At 51.7% G+C, this 14,874-nt stretch carries 19 protein-coding genes and 1 tRNA gene; 14 read left to right on the top strand and 6 right to left on the bottom strand.

All coding sequences use genetic code 11. The features are described 5' to 3' along the window. Positions 1–61: 61 nt before the first annotated feature. Both dtd and deoC read right to left on the bottom strand, forming a co-directional pair. Entirely contained in the window at positions 62–502 is a 441-nt protein-coding gene (gene dtd, locus K5753_03120) for a D-tyrosyl-tRNA(Tyr) deacylase (GenBank protein MCR4726190.1), read from the bottom strand. After that, on the bottom strand, positions 499–1,155 hold the full coding sequence (deoC, locus tag K5753_03115; protein MCR4726189.1) for a deoxyribose-phosphate aldolase: 657 nt from the start codon (positions 1,153–1,155) through the stop codon (positions 499–501). The genes dtd and deoC overlap by 4 nt, the downstream gene beginning before the upstream one ends. 148 nt (positions 1,156–1,303) lie before the next feature. On the opposite strand from deoC, the gene K5753_03110 reads away from it, so the two are divergent. Beyond that, positions 1,304–2,227 carry a hypothetical protein gene (locus K5753_03110; protein MCR4726188.1) on the top strand — a complete coding sequence of 308 codons (924 nt, stop codon included), beginning with the start codon at positions 1,304–1,306 and terminating at the stop codon, positions 2,225–2,227. A gap of 71 nt (positions 2,228–2,298) precedes the next feature. Here K5753_03110 and K5753_03105 read toward each other — a convergent pair whose 3' ends face one another. Beyond that, positions 2,299–2,712, bottom strand: a complete 414-nt coding sequence (locus tag K5753_03105; protein MCR4726187.1) for a PH domain-containing protein — start codon at positions 2,710–2,712, stop codon at positions 2,299–2,301. 206 nt (positions 2,713–2,918) lie between these two features. Between K5753_03105 and K5753_03100 the strand changes: the two genes are divergently transcribed. From K5753_03100 to K5753_03060, 9 genes are all read left to right on the top strand, one after another. Next, a complete protein-coding gene (locus tag K5753_03100; GenBank protein ID MCR4726186.1) occupies positions 2,919–3,311 on the top strand; it encodes a transcriptional repressor in 393 nt (130 codons plus the stop codon). After that, the gene (locus tag K5753_03095; GenBank protein MCR4726185.1) at positions 3,308–3,586 is read left to right on the top strand and encodes a hypothetical protein; all 279 of its coding nucleotides are present in this window, start codon (positions 3,308–3,310) and stop codon (positions 3,584–3,586) included. Before K5753_03100 ends, K5753_03095 begins: the two co-directional genes overlap by 4 nt. Positions 3,587–3,634: 48 nt before the next feature. Next, positions 3,635–4,705 (top strand): metal ABC transporter substrate-binding protein, encoded by a 1,071-nt coding sequence (locus tag K5753_03090; protein MCR4726184.1) that lies wholly within the window; start codon positions 3,635–3,637, stop codon positions 4,703–4,705. A 9-nt stretch (positions 4,706–4,714) separates the two neighbouring features. Continuing rightward, entirely contained in the window at positions 4,715–5,413 is a 699-nt protein-coding gene (locus K5753_03085) for an ABC transporter ATP-binding protein (GenBank protein ID MCR4726183.1), read from the top strand. 2 nt (positions 5,414–5,415) lie between these two features. Continuing rightward, positions 5,416–6,270 (top strand): metal ABC transporter permease, encoded by an 855-nt coding sequence (locus K5753_03080; GenBank protein ID MCR4726182.1) that lies wholly within the window; start codon positions 5,416–5,418, stop codon positions 6,268–6,270. Then, positions 6,267–6,794, top strand: coding sequence for a hypothetical protein (locus K5753_03075; GenBank protein ID MCR4726181.1), 528 nt, complete (start codon positions 6,267–6,269; stop codon positions 6,792–6,794). The genes K5753_03080 and K5753_03075 overlap by 4 nt, the downstream gene beginning before the upstream one ends. Before the next feature lie 9 nt (positions 6,795–6,803). Further along, positions 6,804–7,040 carry a hypothetical protein gene (locus K5753_03070; GenBank protein MCR4726180.1) on the top strand — a complete coding sequence of 79 codons (237 nt, stop codon included), beginning with the start codon at positions 6,804–6,806 and terminating at the stop codon, positions 7,038–7,040. A gap of 13 nt (positions 7,041–7,053) precedes the next feature. Beyond that, positions 7,054–7,707 (top strand): hypothetical protein, encoded by a 654-nt coding sequence (locus K5753_03065; GenBank protein ID MCR4726179.1) that lies wholly within the window; start codon positions 7,054–7,056, stop codon positions 7,705–7,707. Between the two features lie 153 nt (positions 7,708–7,860). Beyond that, a complete protein-coding gene (locus K5753_03060; protein ID MCR4726178.1) occupies positions 7,861–9,009 on the top strand; it encodes a DUF2804 domain-containing protein in 1,149 nt (382 codons plus the stop codon). A gap of 50 nt (positions 9,010–9,059) precedes the next feature. Here K5753_03060 and K5753_03055 read toward each other — a convergent pair whose 3' ends face one another. Then, positions 9,060–10,241 (bottom strand): glycosyltransferase, encoded by a 1,182-nt coding sequence (locus K5753_03055; protein MCR4726177.1) that lies wholly within the window; start codon positions 10,239–10,241, stop codon positions 9,060–9,062. Between the two features lie 109 nt (positions 10,242–10,350). Between K5753_03055 and K5753_03050 the strand changes: the two genes are divergently transcribed. After that, positions 10,351–10,893 carry a DUF308 domain-containing protein gene (locus tag K5753_03050; GenBank protein MCR4726176.1) on the top strand — a complete coding sequence of 181 codons (543 nt, stop codon included), beginning with the start codon at positions 10,351–10,353 and terminating at the stop codon, positions 10,891–10,893. A 71-nt stretch (positions 10,894–10,964) separates the two neighbouring features. Here K5753_03050 and K5753_03045 read toward each other — a convergent pair whose 3' ends face one another. Beyond that, entirely contained in the window at positions 10,965–11,666 is a 702-nt protein-coding gene (locus K5753_03045; protein MCR4726175.1) for a hypothetical protein, read from the bottom strand. Then, on the bottom strand, positions 11,663–12,265 hold the full coding sequence (locus K5753_03040; protein MCR4726174.1) for a helix-turn-helix domain-containing protein: 603 nt from the start codon (positions 12,263–12,265) through the stop codon (positions 11,663–11,665). The genes K5753_03045 and K5753_03040 overlap by 4 nt, the downstream gene beginning before the upstream one ends. Positions 12,266–12,472: 207 nt before the next feature. Between K5753_03040 and K5753_03035 the strand changes: the two genes are divergently transcribed. The 3 genes from K5753_03035 (at position 12,473) to K5753_03025 (ending at position 14,600) form a co-directional block, all read left to right on the top strand. Next, positions 12,473–13,645, top strand: a complete 1,173-nt coding sequence (locus K5753_03035; GenBank protein MCR4726173.1) for a glycosyltransferase — start codon at positions 12,473–12,475, stop codon at positions 13,643–13,645. Between the two features lie 4 nt (positions 13,646–13,649). Continuing rightward, positions 13,650–14,438, top strand: a complete 789-nt coding sequence (locus K5753_03030) for a 1-acyl-sn-glycerol-3-phosphate acyltransferase (GenBank protein MCR4726172.1) — start codon at positions 13,650–13,652, stop codon at positions 14,436–14,438. Positions 14,439–14,524: 86 nt separating this feature from the next. Next, positions 14,525–14,600, top strand: a tRNA-Ala gene (locus K5753_03025). Positions 14,601–14,874: the final 274 nt, after the last annotated feature.

The raw sequence follows: 14,874 nt of genomic DNA, 5'->3' as shown, positions 1-14,874 counted from the left end.
AAAGAAAGGGTTCGGATGATTCCGAACCCTTTTTCGTTTGCGAAAGAAGAGAGGCGTTGGATCAGATCCCGTCGTAAATAATCGTGACGGGGCCGTCGTTCAATTGCTCGATCTTCATATCCGCGCCGAACACGCCTTTTTTCGTGGGGATGCCGAGCGAAGAAAGTTTCGCGGAGAAAAGCTCGTAGATCTCGTTCGCTCTCTCGGGGCGCTCCGCAAGGGTAAAGCCCGGGCGGTTGCCGTGAGAAACGTCTGCGTAAAGGGTGAATTGGGAGATCGAAAGGATCTCGCCTCCGACGTCCGCGACGGAAAGATTCATTTTCCCGTTTTCGTCCTCGAAAATGCGGAGCTTCGCGACTTTCTCCGCGAGTTTTTCCGCTTCGCGCGCTTCGTCGCCGACGCCGACGCCGACGTACACCGCGAGCCCTTTTCCGATTTTGCTGATCTCTTCGCCGTCGACCGAAAGTCGGGCGCTTTTTACTCTTTGCACGACAAGTTTCATTTTTTCAGGCAGTTTTTGATGACGGCGCTTGCGCCGATCCGATCCGCGCCCGCCGAAAGATAGGCGAGGGCGTCCTCCGCCGAACGGATGCCGCCGGCGGCTTTGATTTTAACGTTTTCTCCGATATGTTTTTTGAACAGGCGAACGTCTTCGATCGTCGCGCCCGCTTTGGAAAACCCCGTGCTGGTCTTGATATAGTCCGCGCCCGCCCGCGTGACCGCGCCGCAAAGGGCGATCTTTTCTTCTTCCGTCAAAAGGCAGGTCTCGACGATGACTTTGAGGATCTTCCCTTCGGACGCCTTTCGGACGGCGGCGATCTCTTCTTCGACGAAAGCGAAGTTTTTGTTTTTGACTTGGTTTACGTTTATGACCATATCCACTTCGTCCGCGCCGCGCGAAATCGCGTCTTTCGCTTCGAAGACTTTCGACGCGGTCGTGTTATAGCCGTTCGGGAAACCGATTACGGTGCAGATCTTGACTTTCTTTAAGAGGTTTTTCGCGTCTTCGATATAGCAGGGCGGGACGCAGACGCTCGCCGCGCCCGCTTCTTCCGCTTCGGCGCAGAGGATCCTGAGATCGTCGAGCGTGGCGGTCGTAGACAAAAGCGTGTGGTCGATCTTGGAAAAGATATAAGATAATTGCTCGTGTTCCATAATAACTCCTATGGGATCATTATAACCGTCGATCCCCGTTCTGTCAACGAAGCGAAAAGGAACGCCGCCGAATTCCGCGGAATAGGATAAAAAGCCCGTCTTGCGTTACGGCGGGATCCGTGGTATACTGAATAACGAGGTGAGAATTATGATCGTTTGGTCGGAAATGGAAAAGATCGCGAAGTCGAATCTTGCGTCTTTGATTTATAACAGCGAGTTCAATTTCGATTCGCAAGTCATCGAGATCGCGGATAAGATCTATCGGAAACGCTCTGCGAAAATGATTATGATCGCGGGGCCTTCCGCCAGCGGGAAGACGACTTTTTCGAATCTTCTCGCGAGCCGATTGGAATTTCGAGGGATCAAAGTCCATCGCATATCGACGGACGATTTTTTCATCGATCGCGACAAGATCCCGTATCTGCCTTCGGGGCTTCGGGACCTCGATTCGATCTCCGCGATGGACGTCGGTCTTTTGACCTACACGCTCGAACAGATCCTCGAAGGTCACCCCGTCGTCATCCCCGCGTTCGATTTCGTCTCGGGCAAACGCGCGGGAGAGACGCGCGAGCTTCGACCCGAGCCGCAGGACGTAACGATCGTCGAGGGGATCCATTCGCTGAATCCCGCCATCCTCGGAAAATACCGAATCGACGACGATTCCGTGATCGGGATCTATATTACGCCGCGCCGTGATTTTCTGCTTCCGAGCGGCAGACATATCGCCCCCGTCGAGCTCCGCTTGCTTCGCCGCATTCTGCGCGACTATTATTCGCGCGGCTATTCTTTGGAGGACACGTTGCGTCAATGGAGCGAAGTCCTGCGCGCGGAACGGACGACGATCTATCCGTTCGTCTATAAAGCGAGTTACACCGTGGACAGTGTCTACGATTACGAGCTTTTGGTCTATAAGCGTTGCCTCGGCGATTCCTTGGACGAATGCCCGAACAACTGGACGGACAATATCCGCGAGGTCTTGAAAGAGGTCTCGAATATCCCGGATATGACCATCCCGAAGACCTCTCTTTTGAACGAGTTCATCAAAGGAGGGAAGGTCGGCGGCGAGAGATAATAAAACCGCGGACGAAAAAACGGCTGCCGGGGTTTTTCCGGACAGCCGTTTTTCATAGGATGATTGTCGGATCAAAGATCGATCGGTGCGGCGGTGTTGATCGCTTTTAAGACCTTTTCGGGTTCTTTTACGTTTTTGAAGACGAGTTTTTCGCCGTCCGTGCTTTGGATAAAGACTTTTCCGTATTTATTGATCGCGCTCCAAAAGCTCTTGCTCATCGAAACGCTGTCGATCTCTTCGACCTTGATCTGCGCGCAAGTGACTTTGAGCCAGCCTTCCTTTTTCAAAAGACGTTTTTCGGTGATCGCGTACTCCGTGTTTTTGAAAAGGATATGATAGCGGATCGCGAGGACCAGGGGGACGAAGAGCGCCCAGCAAAACAGGATCCCCAAAAACCAAGCCCAAAACAGAGGCACTTTTGATTTGACGGGGGAAAACAGCAGTTTTTCTTCTTCCGTAAGAAAAATATCTTGCAAATAGTTCACGTTTTTTTCTCCTTTTTCGCGAGGTCTATTTTTATTATATCGCGCGCCGCGGCGTTTCGTCAATGCGGTCCTTTCAATAAGTGTTCGCCCGAATCGCGCGATCAAAACGCGCGCGGATAAAAACGCGGGAGAAAATTCGAAAAATCTTTGACTTTTCGGATTTCTGGTTTTATAATGAATTTGCGAATGAGTCGCAAATTGAAGCTATGAATTACGCAACGGAACAAAGAAAACGAATGATCGAATATTTCGAGAGAAGGCTCGACGAGAGTCTGACGGCGGCGGAGATCGCTTCCGCGCTTTCTTTTTCCGTCAGCAAAAGCGCGGTCTATCGCAATTTGGCGCTTCTCGAAAAGGAAGGAAAAATCGTGCGCGTTCAAAACTCCGATCGCGCGGTTTCCTATCGTTACGTCGCGAGCGGGAAATGCGAGGGAAAGATCCATATCTCCTGCGTCCGTTGCGGGCGGACGGATCATGTCTCCGCGGAAGCCGCTTCGAGTTTCGAAAAAGCGTTGAAAAGAGCGGACGGGTTTTTTCTGAACAAGGGAGACTGCCTGCTGTTCGGCGTTTGCAAAGAGTGTAAGGAGCGGGCAAAATGAAAAAGAGTTTTCGCGTCGTTCTTTTGATTCTCGTTTTGTTGCTCGTCTTTTCCTTCGCCTATGAGAGCGCGGAAAGCGCGCATCACGATTGCGAAGGCGAAGACTGCCCGATCTGCGCGATCCTTTTCGTTCTTTCTTCGTTCGCGCTCGCCGGACTGATCCTTTTCGTCGCGTATGCGATCTTTTATAAAAGCGAGAAGAGAACCGTCGCGGAGTCGCGGGAAACTTTCTTCGCGATCACTCCCGTTTCTTTGAAGATCAAACTCTCCGATTGAGCCGCTTTTTTCGGCTCGTTATCAAAAATTTTTAATCGGAGGTTTATTATGAAAAAGAAAATTATTTGTTTAATATGCATATTACTTTTTGCGGCGCTGAGCTTGGCGCCTCTTTCCGCTTGCTCGAAAAAGGACGACGGAAAGATCAAGGTCGTCTGCACGATCTTCCCCGTTTACGACTGGGCGATGAATGTGATCGGCGATAAGAAAGACGATTTTTCCGTGACCTTGCTGCAAGACAGCGGCGCGGATCTGCACTCGTATCAGCCGACGGTCGCCGATCTCGCGGCGATCGCGGAGGCAGACGTCTTCGTCTACGTCGGCGGCGAGTCGGACGAGTGGGTCGAGGACGCGCTTCGCAGCGTCAAGAATAAGAACATGGCCGCCTTGGATCTTATCTCGATCCTCGGAGACAAAGCGCTCGTGGAAGAGATCGTAGAGGGCATGCAACACGACCACGATCATGATCACGATCACGAAGACGAAGACGAGGACCACGATCGCGACCATGAGGACGAGGATCACGATCACGAAGATGAGGATCAAGATCACGACCACGACCACGAAGAGGAAGAGGGCGAGCTTGACGAGCACGTCTGGCTGTCGCTTAAAAACGCCGAGATCTTTACGCAGGCGATCGCAAACGCGATTATGAAAGCGGACGAGGAGAATAAAGAGACCTATTCCGCAAACGCGAAAAACTATATCGCATCGTTGCACGCTTTGGATCAAAGCTATGCCGCGGCAATCCAAGCTTCCCCGCGCGACACCCTTCTTTTCGGAGATCGCTTTCCGTTCCGCTATCTCGTGGAGGATTACGGCTTGAAGTATTACGCGGCGTTCGTCGGTTGCTCAGCGGAATCCAACGCGAGCTTCGAGACCATTCGTTTCCTCGCGTCGAAAGCGGACGAGCTCTCTCTCAAAGTCATTTTGAAGATCGAAAACTCGAAGAACGAGATTGCGGAGGGAATCAAGAATGCGTCCACCGCGAAAAATCAAAGCATTATGGTCTTGGATTCTTTGCAATCCGCCAATAAGAAAGAATATGCGAGCGGCAGAAATTACCTTTCCGTTATGGAAAGCAATCTCGAAGTTTTGAAAACCGCGCTCGCCGCGTAAAGGAGAACTATGGAACAGTTACGGTGCGAAAACGTTACGCTCGGTTATGAGAACGGCGCGATCGTCAAAGGATTGTCCTTTTCGGTGGAAGAGGGCGATTATCTCGCGATCGTCGGCGAAAACGGATCGGGCAAATCGACGTTGATGAAGACCATCCTCGGGCTCATTAAGCCGCTCGGCGGCAAGATCGAGCGCGGCGACGGGTTGAAGAGGTGGGACGTAGGATATCTCCCGCAGCAGACCCTCGTCCAGCGCGATTTCCCGGCTTCGGTTTTGGAAGTCGTCCTGTCGGGGACGCTGTCCGGTGAGAAATTCCATCCGTTTTACACATGGACGGATAGGGCTCTCGCTTGGACGAATATCGTAAGGATGGGTCTTACCGAGCTGAAAAATCGTTCGTACCGCGAGCTGTCCGGCGGTCAGCAACAGCGCGTGCTTCTTGCGCGCGCTCTTTGCGCGACCCGCAAAATCATTTTACTCGACGAGCCCGTAACGGGGCTCGATCCCAAAGTCACCCTCGAAATGTACGAGCTGATCCGCTCCTTGAATCGAGAGGGCGTCACGATCATTATGATCTCTCACGACGTTTCCGCCGCGGTCAAGTACGCCAATAAGATCTTGCATATCGGCGCGCACGTCTTTTTCGGAAGTGTGAAGGAGTACCTCGCGACCGCGGAAGGGAAACTCTTTACTGGGAAGGAGGAATAGAAATGACGGAAGCCTTTGAAAAACTCGGTCAGTACCTTCAATTTCCCTTTGTACAATACGCCCTCGTCGTCGGCGTGCTGATCGCTTTATGCTCTTCGCTCCTCGGCGTGACCCTCGTCCTGAAACGCTTCTCCTTCATCGGCGACGGTCTTTCTCACGTCGCGTTCGGCGCGATGTCGGTCGCGGCGATCGTCGGGCTGACGAACGAGATGTTTATCGTTATGCCGGTGACGATCGTTTGCGCGATCCTGCTTCTTCGCACGGGGCAAAACGCGAAGATGAAAGGAGACGCGTCCGTCGCGTTGATCTCGGTCTTCGCGCTCGCGTTCGGTTATCTCCTGATGAACCTTTTCCCGACCTCGTCCAACGTCTCGGCGGACGTCTGCGGGACTTTATTCGGATCGACGTCCGTTTTGACTTTGACGGAAACGGAAGTATGGATCTCGGTCGGGCTTTCCGTCGTCACCGTGACGGTCTTCGCTCTGTTTTATAACAGGATCTTCGCCGTCACTTTCGACGAAAATTTCGCGAAAGCCACGGGGATCCGCACCGACATTTACAATCTGATCATCGCGGTCGTCATCGCGGTCGTCATCGTCCTTGCGATGAACCTCGTCGGCTCTTTGCTGATCTCCGCTTTGATCATTTTCCCCGCGCTCTCGGCAATGCGCGTTTTCAAAAGTTTCCTTTCGGTAACGATTTGCTCGGCGATCCTCTCCGTCGGCACCGCGCTCGTCGGACTCCTCGTCTCGATCATGCTCGGGACTCCGGTCGGTCCCACGATCGTCGTCGCGCAAGCCGCGCTCTTCGTCGTCTTTTGGATCGTGGGAATTTTCAGAGGAGGGAAGAGAGTATGAGAAAAGCGATCGCGGCGTTCCTCGCGCTTTTCGCGCTTCTCGCTTGCGCTCTCGGCGGTTGTTCCGAGAATAAAGAGTACGTTCTGACCGAAAAGACGTTCTTTCTCGTCATGACGAATATGCAGTATTACCCCGAGCAGTACGTCGGAAAGAGCGTCGAGTACGATTGCTTTACCTACGATCTGACCGACGTCGGCGGAAAGACCTATCGCTGCGGCGTTCGCCAATGCTCGTCGGGCTTCGGCTGTAAGTGCGGAAAGGACACGGTCATCGGGTTCATTCTGAATTTCGACGGCGAGATCCCCGCGCCGAAAAACCAAAGCGACAATTCGAACGATAAGGCGTGGGTCCATATCAAAGGGACGATCCCGTCTTCGGAAAAAACAGAGATCAAGATCTATGCGTATAAGGACGGAGAAGTCGACGAAAGCACCGTCGAAACGGTCGTCTTTTTGAGCTTCGACGCTTCTTCGATCGATCCGATCGAGGATTACTCGGGACTCGCGCATTACGTCGAAAAATAGGAGAGGGCTATGGAAGAAGAAAGAGACGAAGAATTGAAAGAGGAAATTGAATCGACGGCGGAAGACTCGGCGGAACCGACCGAGGAAGAAAAGAGGATCGCGGCGCGCGAGAAGAAAAAGAATATTCTGTTCTTTTCCTTTCTATCCGTTCTCTTGCTTCTGTTGATCGGCGGGATCGTCTCGGTGATCGTCATCACCTGCGGCCCCGTCTCGGGTTGCACTTGCAGTCAATGTCTCTATTCATAAAAGGAGTTGAAGTATGGCAAAAAACAAAAACGTAAAAAAAGGCACGATGAAAAAAGACTATATCGAGAAGCGTTTGCAGGAAGAGAAGCAAAAGAAGTTCGAATCCTCTTGGAAGAATCTTCGCTTTTTGAGCTTGGCTTCCTTGCTATTCGCGGCGCTGCTTTTGATCTTTATGCTCGTCAACTGGGCGGCGGTCCATAACACGGAGGTCGGCATCGAAGTAAAGATCAGCGGGTTCAACTGCGTAGCCGCCGGGCTTTCGGGGAACTACACGGGGACGGACGCCGCGTTCGGCGATATGGCGGTTCCTTTCCATTATTACGCGGAGTCCTACGTCAAGACGCTTTCGATCCTCTCCGTTATCGTGATGTTCGTCTCGATCGCAAGGATCCTCGTCGCGATCTTTTCTTCGATCACGAATAAGCAGGGCGCTTTCAATATCCTCGATATTCTCTTCGGGACGGCGCAAAGCGCGCTCTTTATCGCTTGCTATTCCGTCGCGCTGTCGATGAAGGACGCGCGCATCCTCGCGGTCTACTGCGGCGGAAACCCCGACTGTTCGATCGTCTCCACGGCGATCTTGCCCGCCGTCTTCGCGATCCTTTCCGTCGCGATCCCCGTTCTCGCTTTGATCCTTTCGAAAAAGGCGAAGCGCATTTTGGCGTAAACGGCGGAAGATCGACTTTATTCTTTCGAAATCCGACGCGGACGTTCGCTCGAAAAGGGCGAACGTTTGCGTTTTTTTTCTGAAAATCCCCCCTTGAAATCGCCCGATAAAAGTGATATAATGATTACATATTCCATAAAAAAGGAGAAAACTATGGGCGAATACAGTAAATTTATATCTCAAAAGCGCAGAGCGGTCCCGACCCCGAAAAGCATGGTCAACCCCGATGGGTCTTGCGTCTTCGGAACCTTTGACAAAGAGTTCGAAGATATGGACATCGTCAAACTCAAAGGACCGACCGCGCTTCCCAACTGCTTCAATAAATTGAAACTGACTCTTTGGGAAGCCACCGAAGTGCATCTCAAAAACGGCGTCCTTCTCGCCGTCGTTTGCGATATGGGCATTTTCGGAAAGACGATGAACGTTTTCTGGGATAAGCGCACGAAGAAAGTTTACTGCTGGGATACCAACCTCCCCTCGAAAAAGACGGTCATCGCGCCGAATCTTTTGAACGGAGCGGTTGCGGAAGGAAGGACGGACGTCAGCTTCGTAAAGTACGTCAATAACTTCCAAGACGGAAAATGCGAGCTTTCGGGCTCTCATAAGGGCAAATGCCTGATCACCGAAGGCAGAGAGGATAAGACCGCGGTCGCCGCGATCAAAGAGAATTATTCCGAAGCGACGATCGAATACGATTTCACGCTTACGAGGCTCTCCGATCCCTGCGTCGTCAGCATCCCGTTCGACGCGAAGCGTCCCCGCCCGCTTTACAGCCAAAAAGATTTCTTCAAGGCGGAAGGTAAGCTCGTCATTAACGGCGAAGAGCTGATCTCGGACGACGAGACCGTCGCGATCGTGGACGATCACAGAGGATATTATCCCCGCCGCGCCCATTACGATTGGGTCACGACGATGGGTAAATGCGAGATCGACGGCGAAAAGAAATTCATCGCTTTCAACTTGACCCGCAACCAATCCATCAATCAGGACGACTATAACGAGAATATCCTTTGGTTCGAAGGAAAATCCAGTTTGCTCCCGCCCGTCAAGTTCACCCGCACTTCCGAAACCAAAGATTTCAGAAATTACGCGGAATGGAGAGTCAAGGACGAGCACGATATGGTCAATTTGACCTTCAAGGTCTACGGCATCAACCCGATGATCGTTCACGCGGGTATCGTCAATATCGACTATTATATCACCTTCGGCGAGCTTGAAGGCTACGTCCGCGACGAGGACGGCGTCAAGTACGACCTGACCGGGATGCTCGGTATGGGCGAAGATAAGACGCTTCTCCTGTGATTCCTGTCAAAAAACGAAAAAGAAAAAAGGTTGCTTCGGCAACCTTTTTTTCAGTGTTTCCTGTGTTTTCGGGAGGCGTAGTTCTTGATCGCGTCCTCGAACATGGTTTTAAGTTCGGAAATGGATTTTTGAATATCGTAGGCAACGTCCGTTTCTTTATATCGCTCGGCTTCCGCTTTTCGCTCTTTTTCGTGGGTCAGCCAGTAATCGATCTTGGCGGCGAGTTCTTTGGGCTTCTTTTCCGTGTAGACGCTTTTTTCGCTGAGCGCGAATTGCGAGGTCGCGGTCTTGCTTCCTTTCGCGATGATCGGGACGAGCCCTACGCGGATCGCTTCGAGGCAGGAAAGTCCTTCGACTTCGATGATCGCGCAATGGATATAAAGGTCGGACGCGAGCGAGAGCTTTTGAAGATCGGGCAGGGCGAAGAACCCGAATTGAACGGGGTACTTCAAGACGCCTTTTTTATAGAGTTTGTCCGCGTACTTTCGAAGGGTGTGTTCGGTCGGACCTCTGCCCGCGAGGATCAGCTCGGTTTCGGAAGCGACTTTCGAATAGCGCATCGCTTTCAATAGGGTGATCATATCCTTTTCCACGGAATATCTCCCGATCGTTATGATCCGATATTTCGCGTCGCTCAGGACGAGATCGGATTCGGGCAGAGAGGGAAGCGTGTCTTCGATCACGAGTCCGTTGGATATGACGCGGAGTTCGGCGCGATAACGCCATTTCGCGAGGCGTTTTCGGACGTTCTCCGTCGGGCATTGGACGATCTCGCAACGGTTGAAAACCTTTTTGCGCCAAAAACGCATCGTCAATCTGTTCAAAAAGGGATCGTTATGAAGGTGCACCGTCGCGAAAAGATTCTCGGGGTGCAAATGGTAGGTCGCGGTCATCGGTACGCCCGCTTTTTCCGCGGCGTCCGCAACGGCGATTTCAAGGTCGAAAGGCTCTTCCAAGTGGATCAGATCCGCCCAAGCGACCGCTTCGTTTATGACGTCTTTATTGATCTCCGCAAACGCAAAGCCCTGTCTTTTGACGAGGAATCCGAAAAGGGGCAAGGTGTAATCGTTCAAAGGATAATCGGGTTGCTCTCCGTTCGGATCGGGATTTTTAGAGGAAAGAATGCGGACGTCCACGCCGATGTCTTTCAGGTATTTGATCGTTCGGCGGGCGGAAGTTGCGAGCCCGTTTCCTTTCGTGTAGATCGAATTTATGACAAAAAGTACTTTCATTTTTTCCTCTTCGCAAAGATAATCGCATGGAAATGTTGATAATCCGCGTGTTTTGTTATATAATACCCGAAGACGGCGGCGCTGTCAAGTTTCTCTTTCGGAGGTAATTATGGCAAAGACTATTTCCACGAAAACGATAACGATCATCAACGCGATCACTCTTTTGATCGCGGGCATTTTGTTTCTCTTTATGGATCGACTCGGCGCGAAATGGCTGGACGTCATTCTCGGTATCAGCGTCCTTCTTCTCGGATTGATCACACTCATTTCGGAGTTTTTGAAGGAGAAAACGCTCGTTTCCAAAAGCGTCGCGATCGGCAGCGCGATCATTGCGCTCGGAATTTTTATCATCACGCGCCACGTCGCCACGATGATCCTCGGTTTGATCCCGATCGTCTTTATCGTGATCGGCGCTTGCGTTTTTATGGATTCCTTTTTGCTTCGCTATTGGAGAAATAACCGCAATTTGGTCTTGTTCGTTCTCGAATTCTTGATCGGTGCGTTCTTGATTACGCTCGGCGTCTTGTTCCTGACCGTCGGATCCTTCCGCGCGTATATGAGCTTGGCGTTCGGCATCATTTTGATCGCCTATGCGATCTACCTGCTTGCGTACGCGCTGACGCCCGCTCGCGAAAAGAAAAAGGCGAAATAAGTCAATCGTTTCCCAAATTGAAAAAAGGAAGCTTTCGAGTCGGAGAGCTTCCTTTTTTTTGATCGTTTGCGTTATTCCGCGCTACTTTTCGACGCAGTTTCTCTATTTTCGTTTTGCCTTTTCCTCGATCCGGAGCGCGATCTTTTGCGGTGCGGCTCGGGCGAGATCGTTTCGCTTTTTCTCGGCGCGATCCCGTATTTGGAAAGGAAGACTTCGAACGCTTCGACGGGGTCTTCCCGGAAGGTCGTTTCGCTTTCCCGTTTCAGGATCTCTTTTACTCCGAGCATCGTGTTGTAGGCGTCGGCTTCGGCGTTGTGGGCGTTTTCGTCACCCGAAACGGAGAGATCGGATAGGATCGCCGTCAGGGCGCGTTGATTCTTGCTTTGCGTGTGCTTTTTGTAAAACTCGGCGAGATCGAAAAAGGAGAAGCGGAGCGGGGGAAGAGAGAACCGCTTGCACTCTTGGTTCAGCGCTTGTACGTCGCCGACCGTCGAATGCCCGAAGGCGTAGGTCGATTGATCGAAAAGGGAGAGAATGGTCTCGTAACGACGGGCGAAAGGCGGTTCGGACGTAAAGTCCGAGATCTTCCGTTTGATGATCTTGCGGAGCGCATAGAAGTCCCACTCGCCGCGCCCGATCAAAGGATCGATCATTAAATTGCCGCGCTCAATCAAAGTAAAGGCTTCGTCCGTCAGCGCGTAGCCGAATTCGCAAATCTTATGATAGCCGCCTTTGCAGGAGGCGAATTCCAAATCGAAAAACAAATAGTTCATTTCGTTGTTTTCAGTTTGTGACGCTCTTTTTTCAAAATCGAGACGAGGACGACGATGGCTTGCAGAGGGATTCCGATCAAAAAGATCAGCCAGATGTTATAGGAAAGGATCGTGCAGTAAACGGCGGTGATCAGCCCCCAGATCGCGACGGAAGAACAGATCATCGAAAGGAAAGGCACGCGGATCCAGCGCGTGTTGAAAAACTGCATCAAAAGCGCGGAAGCGGGGATCGCCCAAATAAAGACCTGCCAAGCCGAGGTCTTCATAAATACGCGGATATAGACGTAAATGACGACGGCGATCGCCCAAACGACGCAAACCGAGATGGCTGCGATCAAAGCTTTCGTCAAAAGCGCGGGGTCGCGTCTCTTCTTGGGGGGTTCGTCCGCGTCCTTTTCCAAAATGCGCGAAAGGGGGACGCCGTACACTTCGGCGATCTTGGCGAGCGTCTCCACGTCTGGAAGAACTTCGCCGTTTTCCCATCTCGAAACGGCTTTATCGGAATAATTGATTTGCTTTGCGAGTTCTTGCTGGGTCATCTTGTTCTTGCGGCGCAAGGTCAGCAAGTTCTCGGTTATGATTTCGCGAAGATTATCCATAACTTATATTTTATCACGTTTTCCCCTCGAAAACAAGCCGAAAAGGGGGAATTCTCGCTCCGGTGGAGTCCGTTCTCGCCGATTCCACCGAGCGGGAACGGATCCGAGAGTCGCGGTGTTTCGAAAGGGAGTGGCTCTTTACAGCGGATGTGATACAGTATAAACAGTTCCCGAACGGGGCTAAAATCATAAAACAGGAGACAGAAAATGAAAATCGCTTACATTTGCGACGTGCTCGGAGAAGCAAATAACGGAACGGTCATCGCGACCATTAACTTTATCAATCGATTAAGAGAAAGCGGACACGAAGTCTATATCGTATCTTCGGATAAAAGCAGGATCGGCGAAAAAGATCATTATTACGTCAAGAGCGTGAACTTCGGGAGATTTCTGAATCGCGTTCTCGAAAAGAACGGCGTTACGCTTGCGAAGCCGAATAAGCCGCTCCTTCGCGAGGTCATCGGGAAAGCCGATCTCGTCTACATCGAGATCCCCTTCGCGCTCGGGGCAGCCGCGGTCAAGATCGCGCGCGAGCTCGGAAAGCCGATCGCCGCGAGTTTCCATTGTCAGGCGGAAAACTTTACGGCGCATTTCTTTTTGATGAACAGCCGTTTGGCGAATCATCTGACCTATCGCGTGTTTTATAAAAACGTCTTTCGCCATTGCTCGGCGATCCATTATCCGACGGCGTTTATCAAAAAAGTGTTTTACGATCACACGGGGATCGACGTCCCCGCGTACGTCATTTCGAACGGCGTGAACCCGAAATTCTTCGAGCCGTTGAAGGAAAAACGGGAAAAGAACGAAAAGTTTACGATCGTTTGCAGCGGTCGATACAGCGACGAAAAAGCGCAACAAACCTTGCTTCGCGCGGTCGGACGCTCCGATCACAGGGATTCGATCCGCGTCATTCTCGCGGGGGACGGCCCGAATCGAAAGAAGTACGAGCGTCTCGCGCGGAGGCTCGGCGTCGATTGCGAATTCGGCTTCCACCCGCAAGACGAACTCATTCGCATTTTGAAGACGTCCGATCTGTACGTCCACACGGCGACCGTCGAGATCGAAGCGATCGCCTGCACCGAAGCGATCGCCGCGGGGCTCGTCGCCTTGATCTGCGATTCCGAGAAGAGCGCGACGAAAGCATTTGCCGCCGATCCTTGGGTCAAATTCAGAAAATACGATTATAAGACGCTCGCGCATAAGATCGACTTTTTGATCGAGCATCCGAACGTCCTCGAATCCTATAAGGAGAAATACAAGGAAGCGGGGAGCGTTTTGCCGCTCGACGTCTGCATGAACAAAATGGAAGCGATGATCGAGTCGGTTTTGAAAGCCCCGCGGGAAGTTCCGGAAGGCGAACCCGTCTGCGCTGCGGAATAAAGCGATGGAAAAAGTCTTATACTATTCGTCCGAAACGAAAGACGATTTTGCGGGAAACGCGATCGAGCATAAGGATCTCCCCGCGTCTTACGAATTCTTTTTCAAAAATCCGATCGCGCGGGCGGCGGCGTTTTTGCTCTATTATCTCGTGGGGCTTCCGTTCGGCTTCTTCTTTCAAAAAATCGTGTATCGCGAGAAGATCGTCGGGCGGGAAAAGCTCAAACCGTATCGGAAGACGGGGTACTTTTTATACGGCAACCATACCCGCGAGGCGGGCGACGCTTACTGCCCGGGCAGGATCGCCTTCCCGAAAAAAGCCCATATCATCGCGAACGCCGATTGTATGAATATCCCGGGGATCCGCTTTATGGTCAAAGCTTTCGGCGCGATCCCGATCCCGCTTTCGCTCGCTAAGATGAAGGCGTTCGTCAAAGCCGTCGAACGCTTGGAAGGCGAAGGAAAGGTGATCGTCGTCTATCCCGAAGCGCATATCTGGCCCTATTACACGAAGATCCGTCCGTTTCCTTCGGTGTCGTTCCGTTATCCCGCCGAAAGCGATAAACCCGTTTTTACCTTTACGACCGTCTATAAAAAACGCAGATTCGGCAAACGCCCGAAGAACGTCGTCTACGTCGACGGACCGTTCTTTCCGACCGAGGGCGCGAGTACCGCGAGGAAAAAAGAGGAACTCAGAGATCTTTGCTTTGACGCGATGACCGAACGCGCCGCGCTTTCCGACTGCGAGTACGTTAAGTATATCAAAAAAGAAGCGCCGACCGATAAAACGGAATAGCAGGGCGGCGTCTCCGCTTTCCGAGAAATAAATATTTGTTAAACGCTTGCACTCTCCGAACGAACTTGCTATAATAAAGAAGCCTTGGGGGTGTAGCTCAACTGGTAGAGCGCTTGAATGGCATTCAAGAGGTAAGGGGTTCGACCCCCCTCATCTCCACCAAAAACAGTCTAAAGCAGGTTCGCTTTAGACTGTTTTTTATCCAAACCGAAGCGTTAGCGAGGTTTGGCATATCATCAAGGGCTTGTCCCTTGCATATCATCACGGCATTGCCGTGTATAAAATCCGCTTTGGTTTGATGATATACAGCGCCTTTCGGCACTGATGAGATGCACGCATTCGCGTGATAAATCGGTTTATAGATTATTTGTTTTGGTTCACGCAACGTAAGAACTTAAAACCTGCGTGATCACTTCATATCCCGTCTCGTAAAAGT

It is taken from the genome of Clostridia bacterium, from assembly GCA_024685775.1.
Classification (GTDB): Bacteria; Bacillota; Clostridia; order Christensenellales; family CAG-1252; genus CAG-1252.
This window is presented reverse-complemented; position numbering and strand designations above follow the sequence as displayed.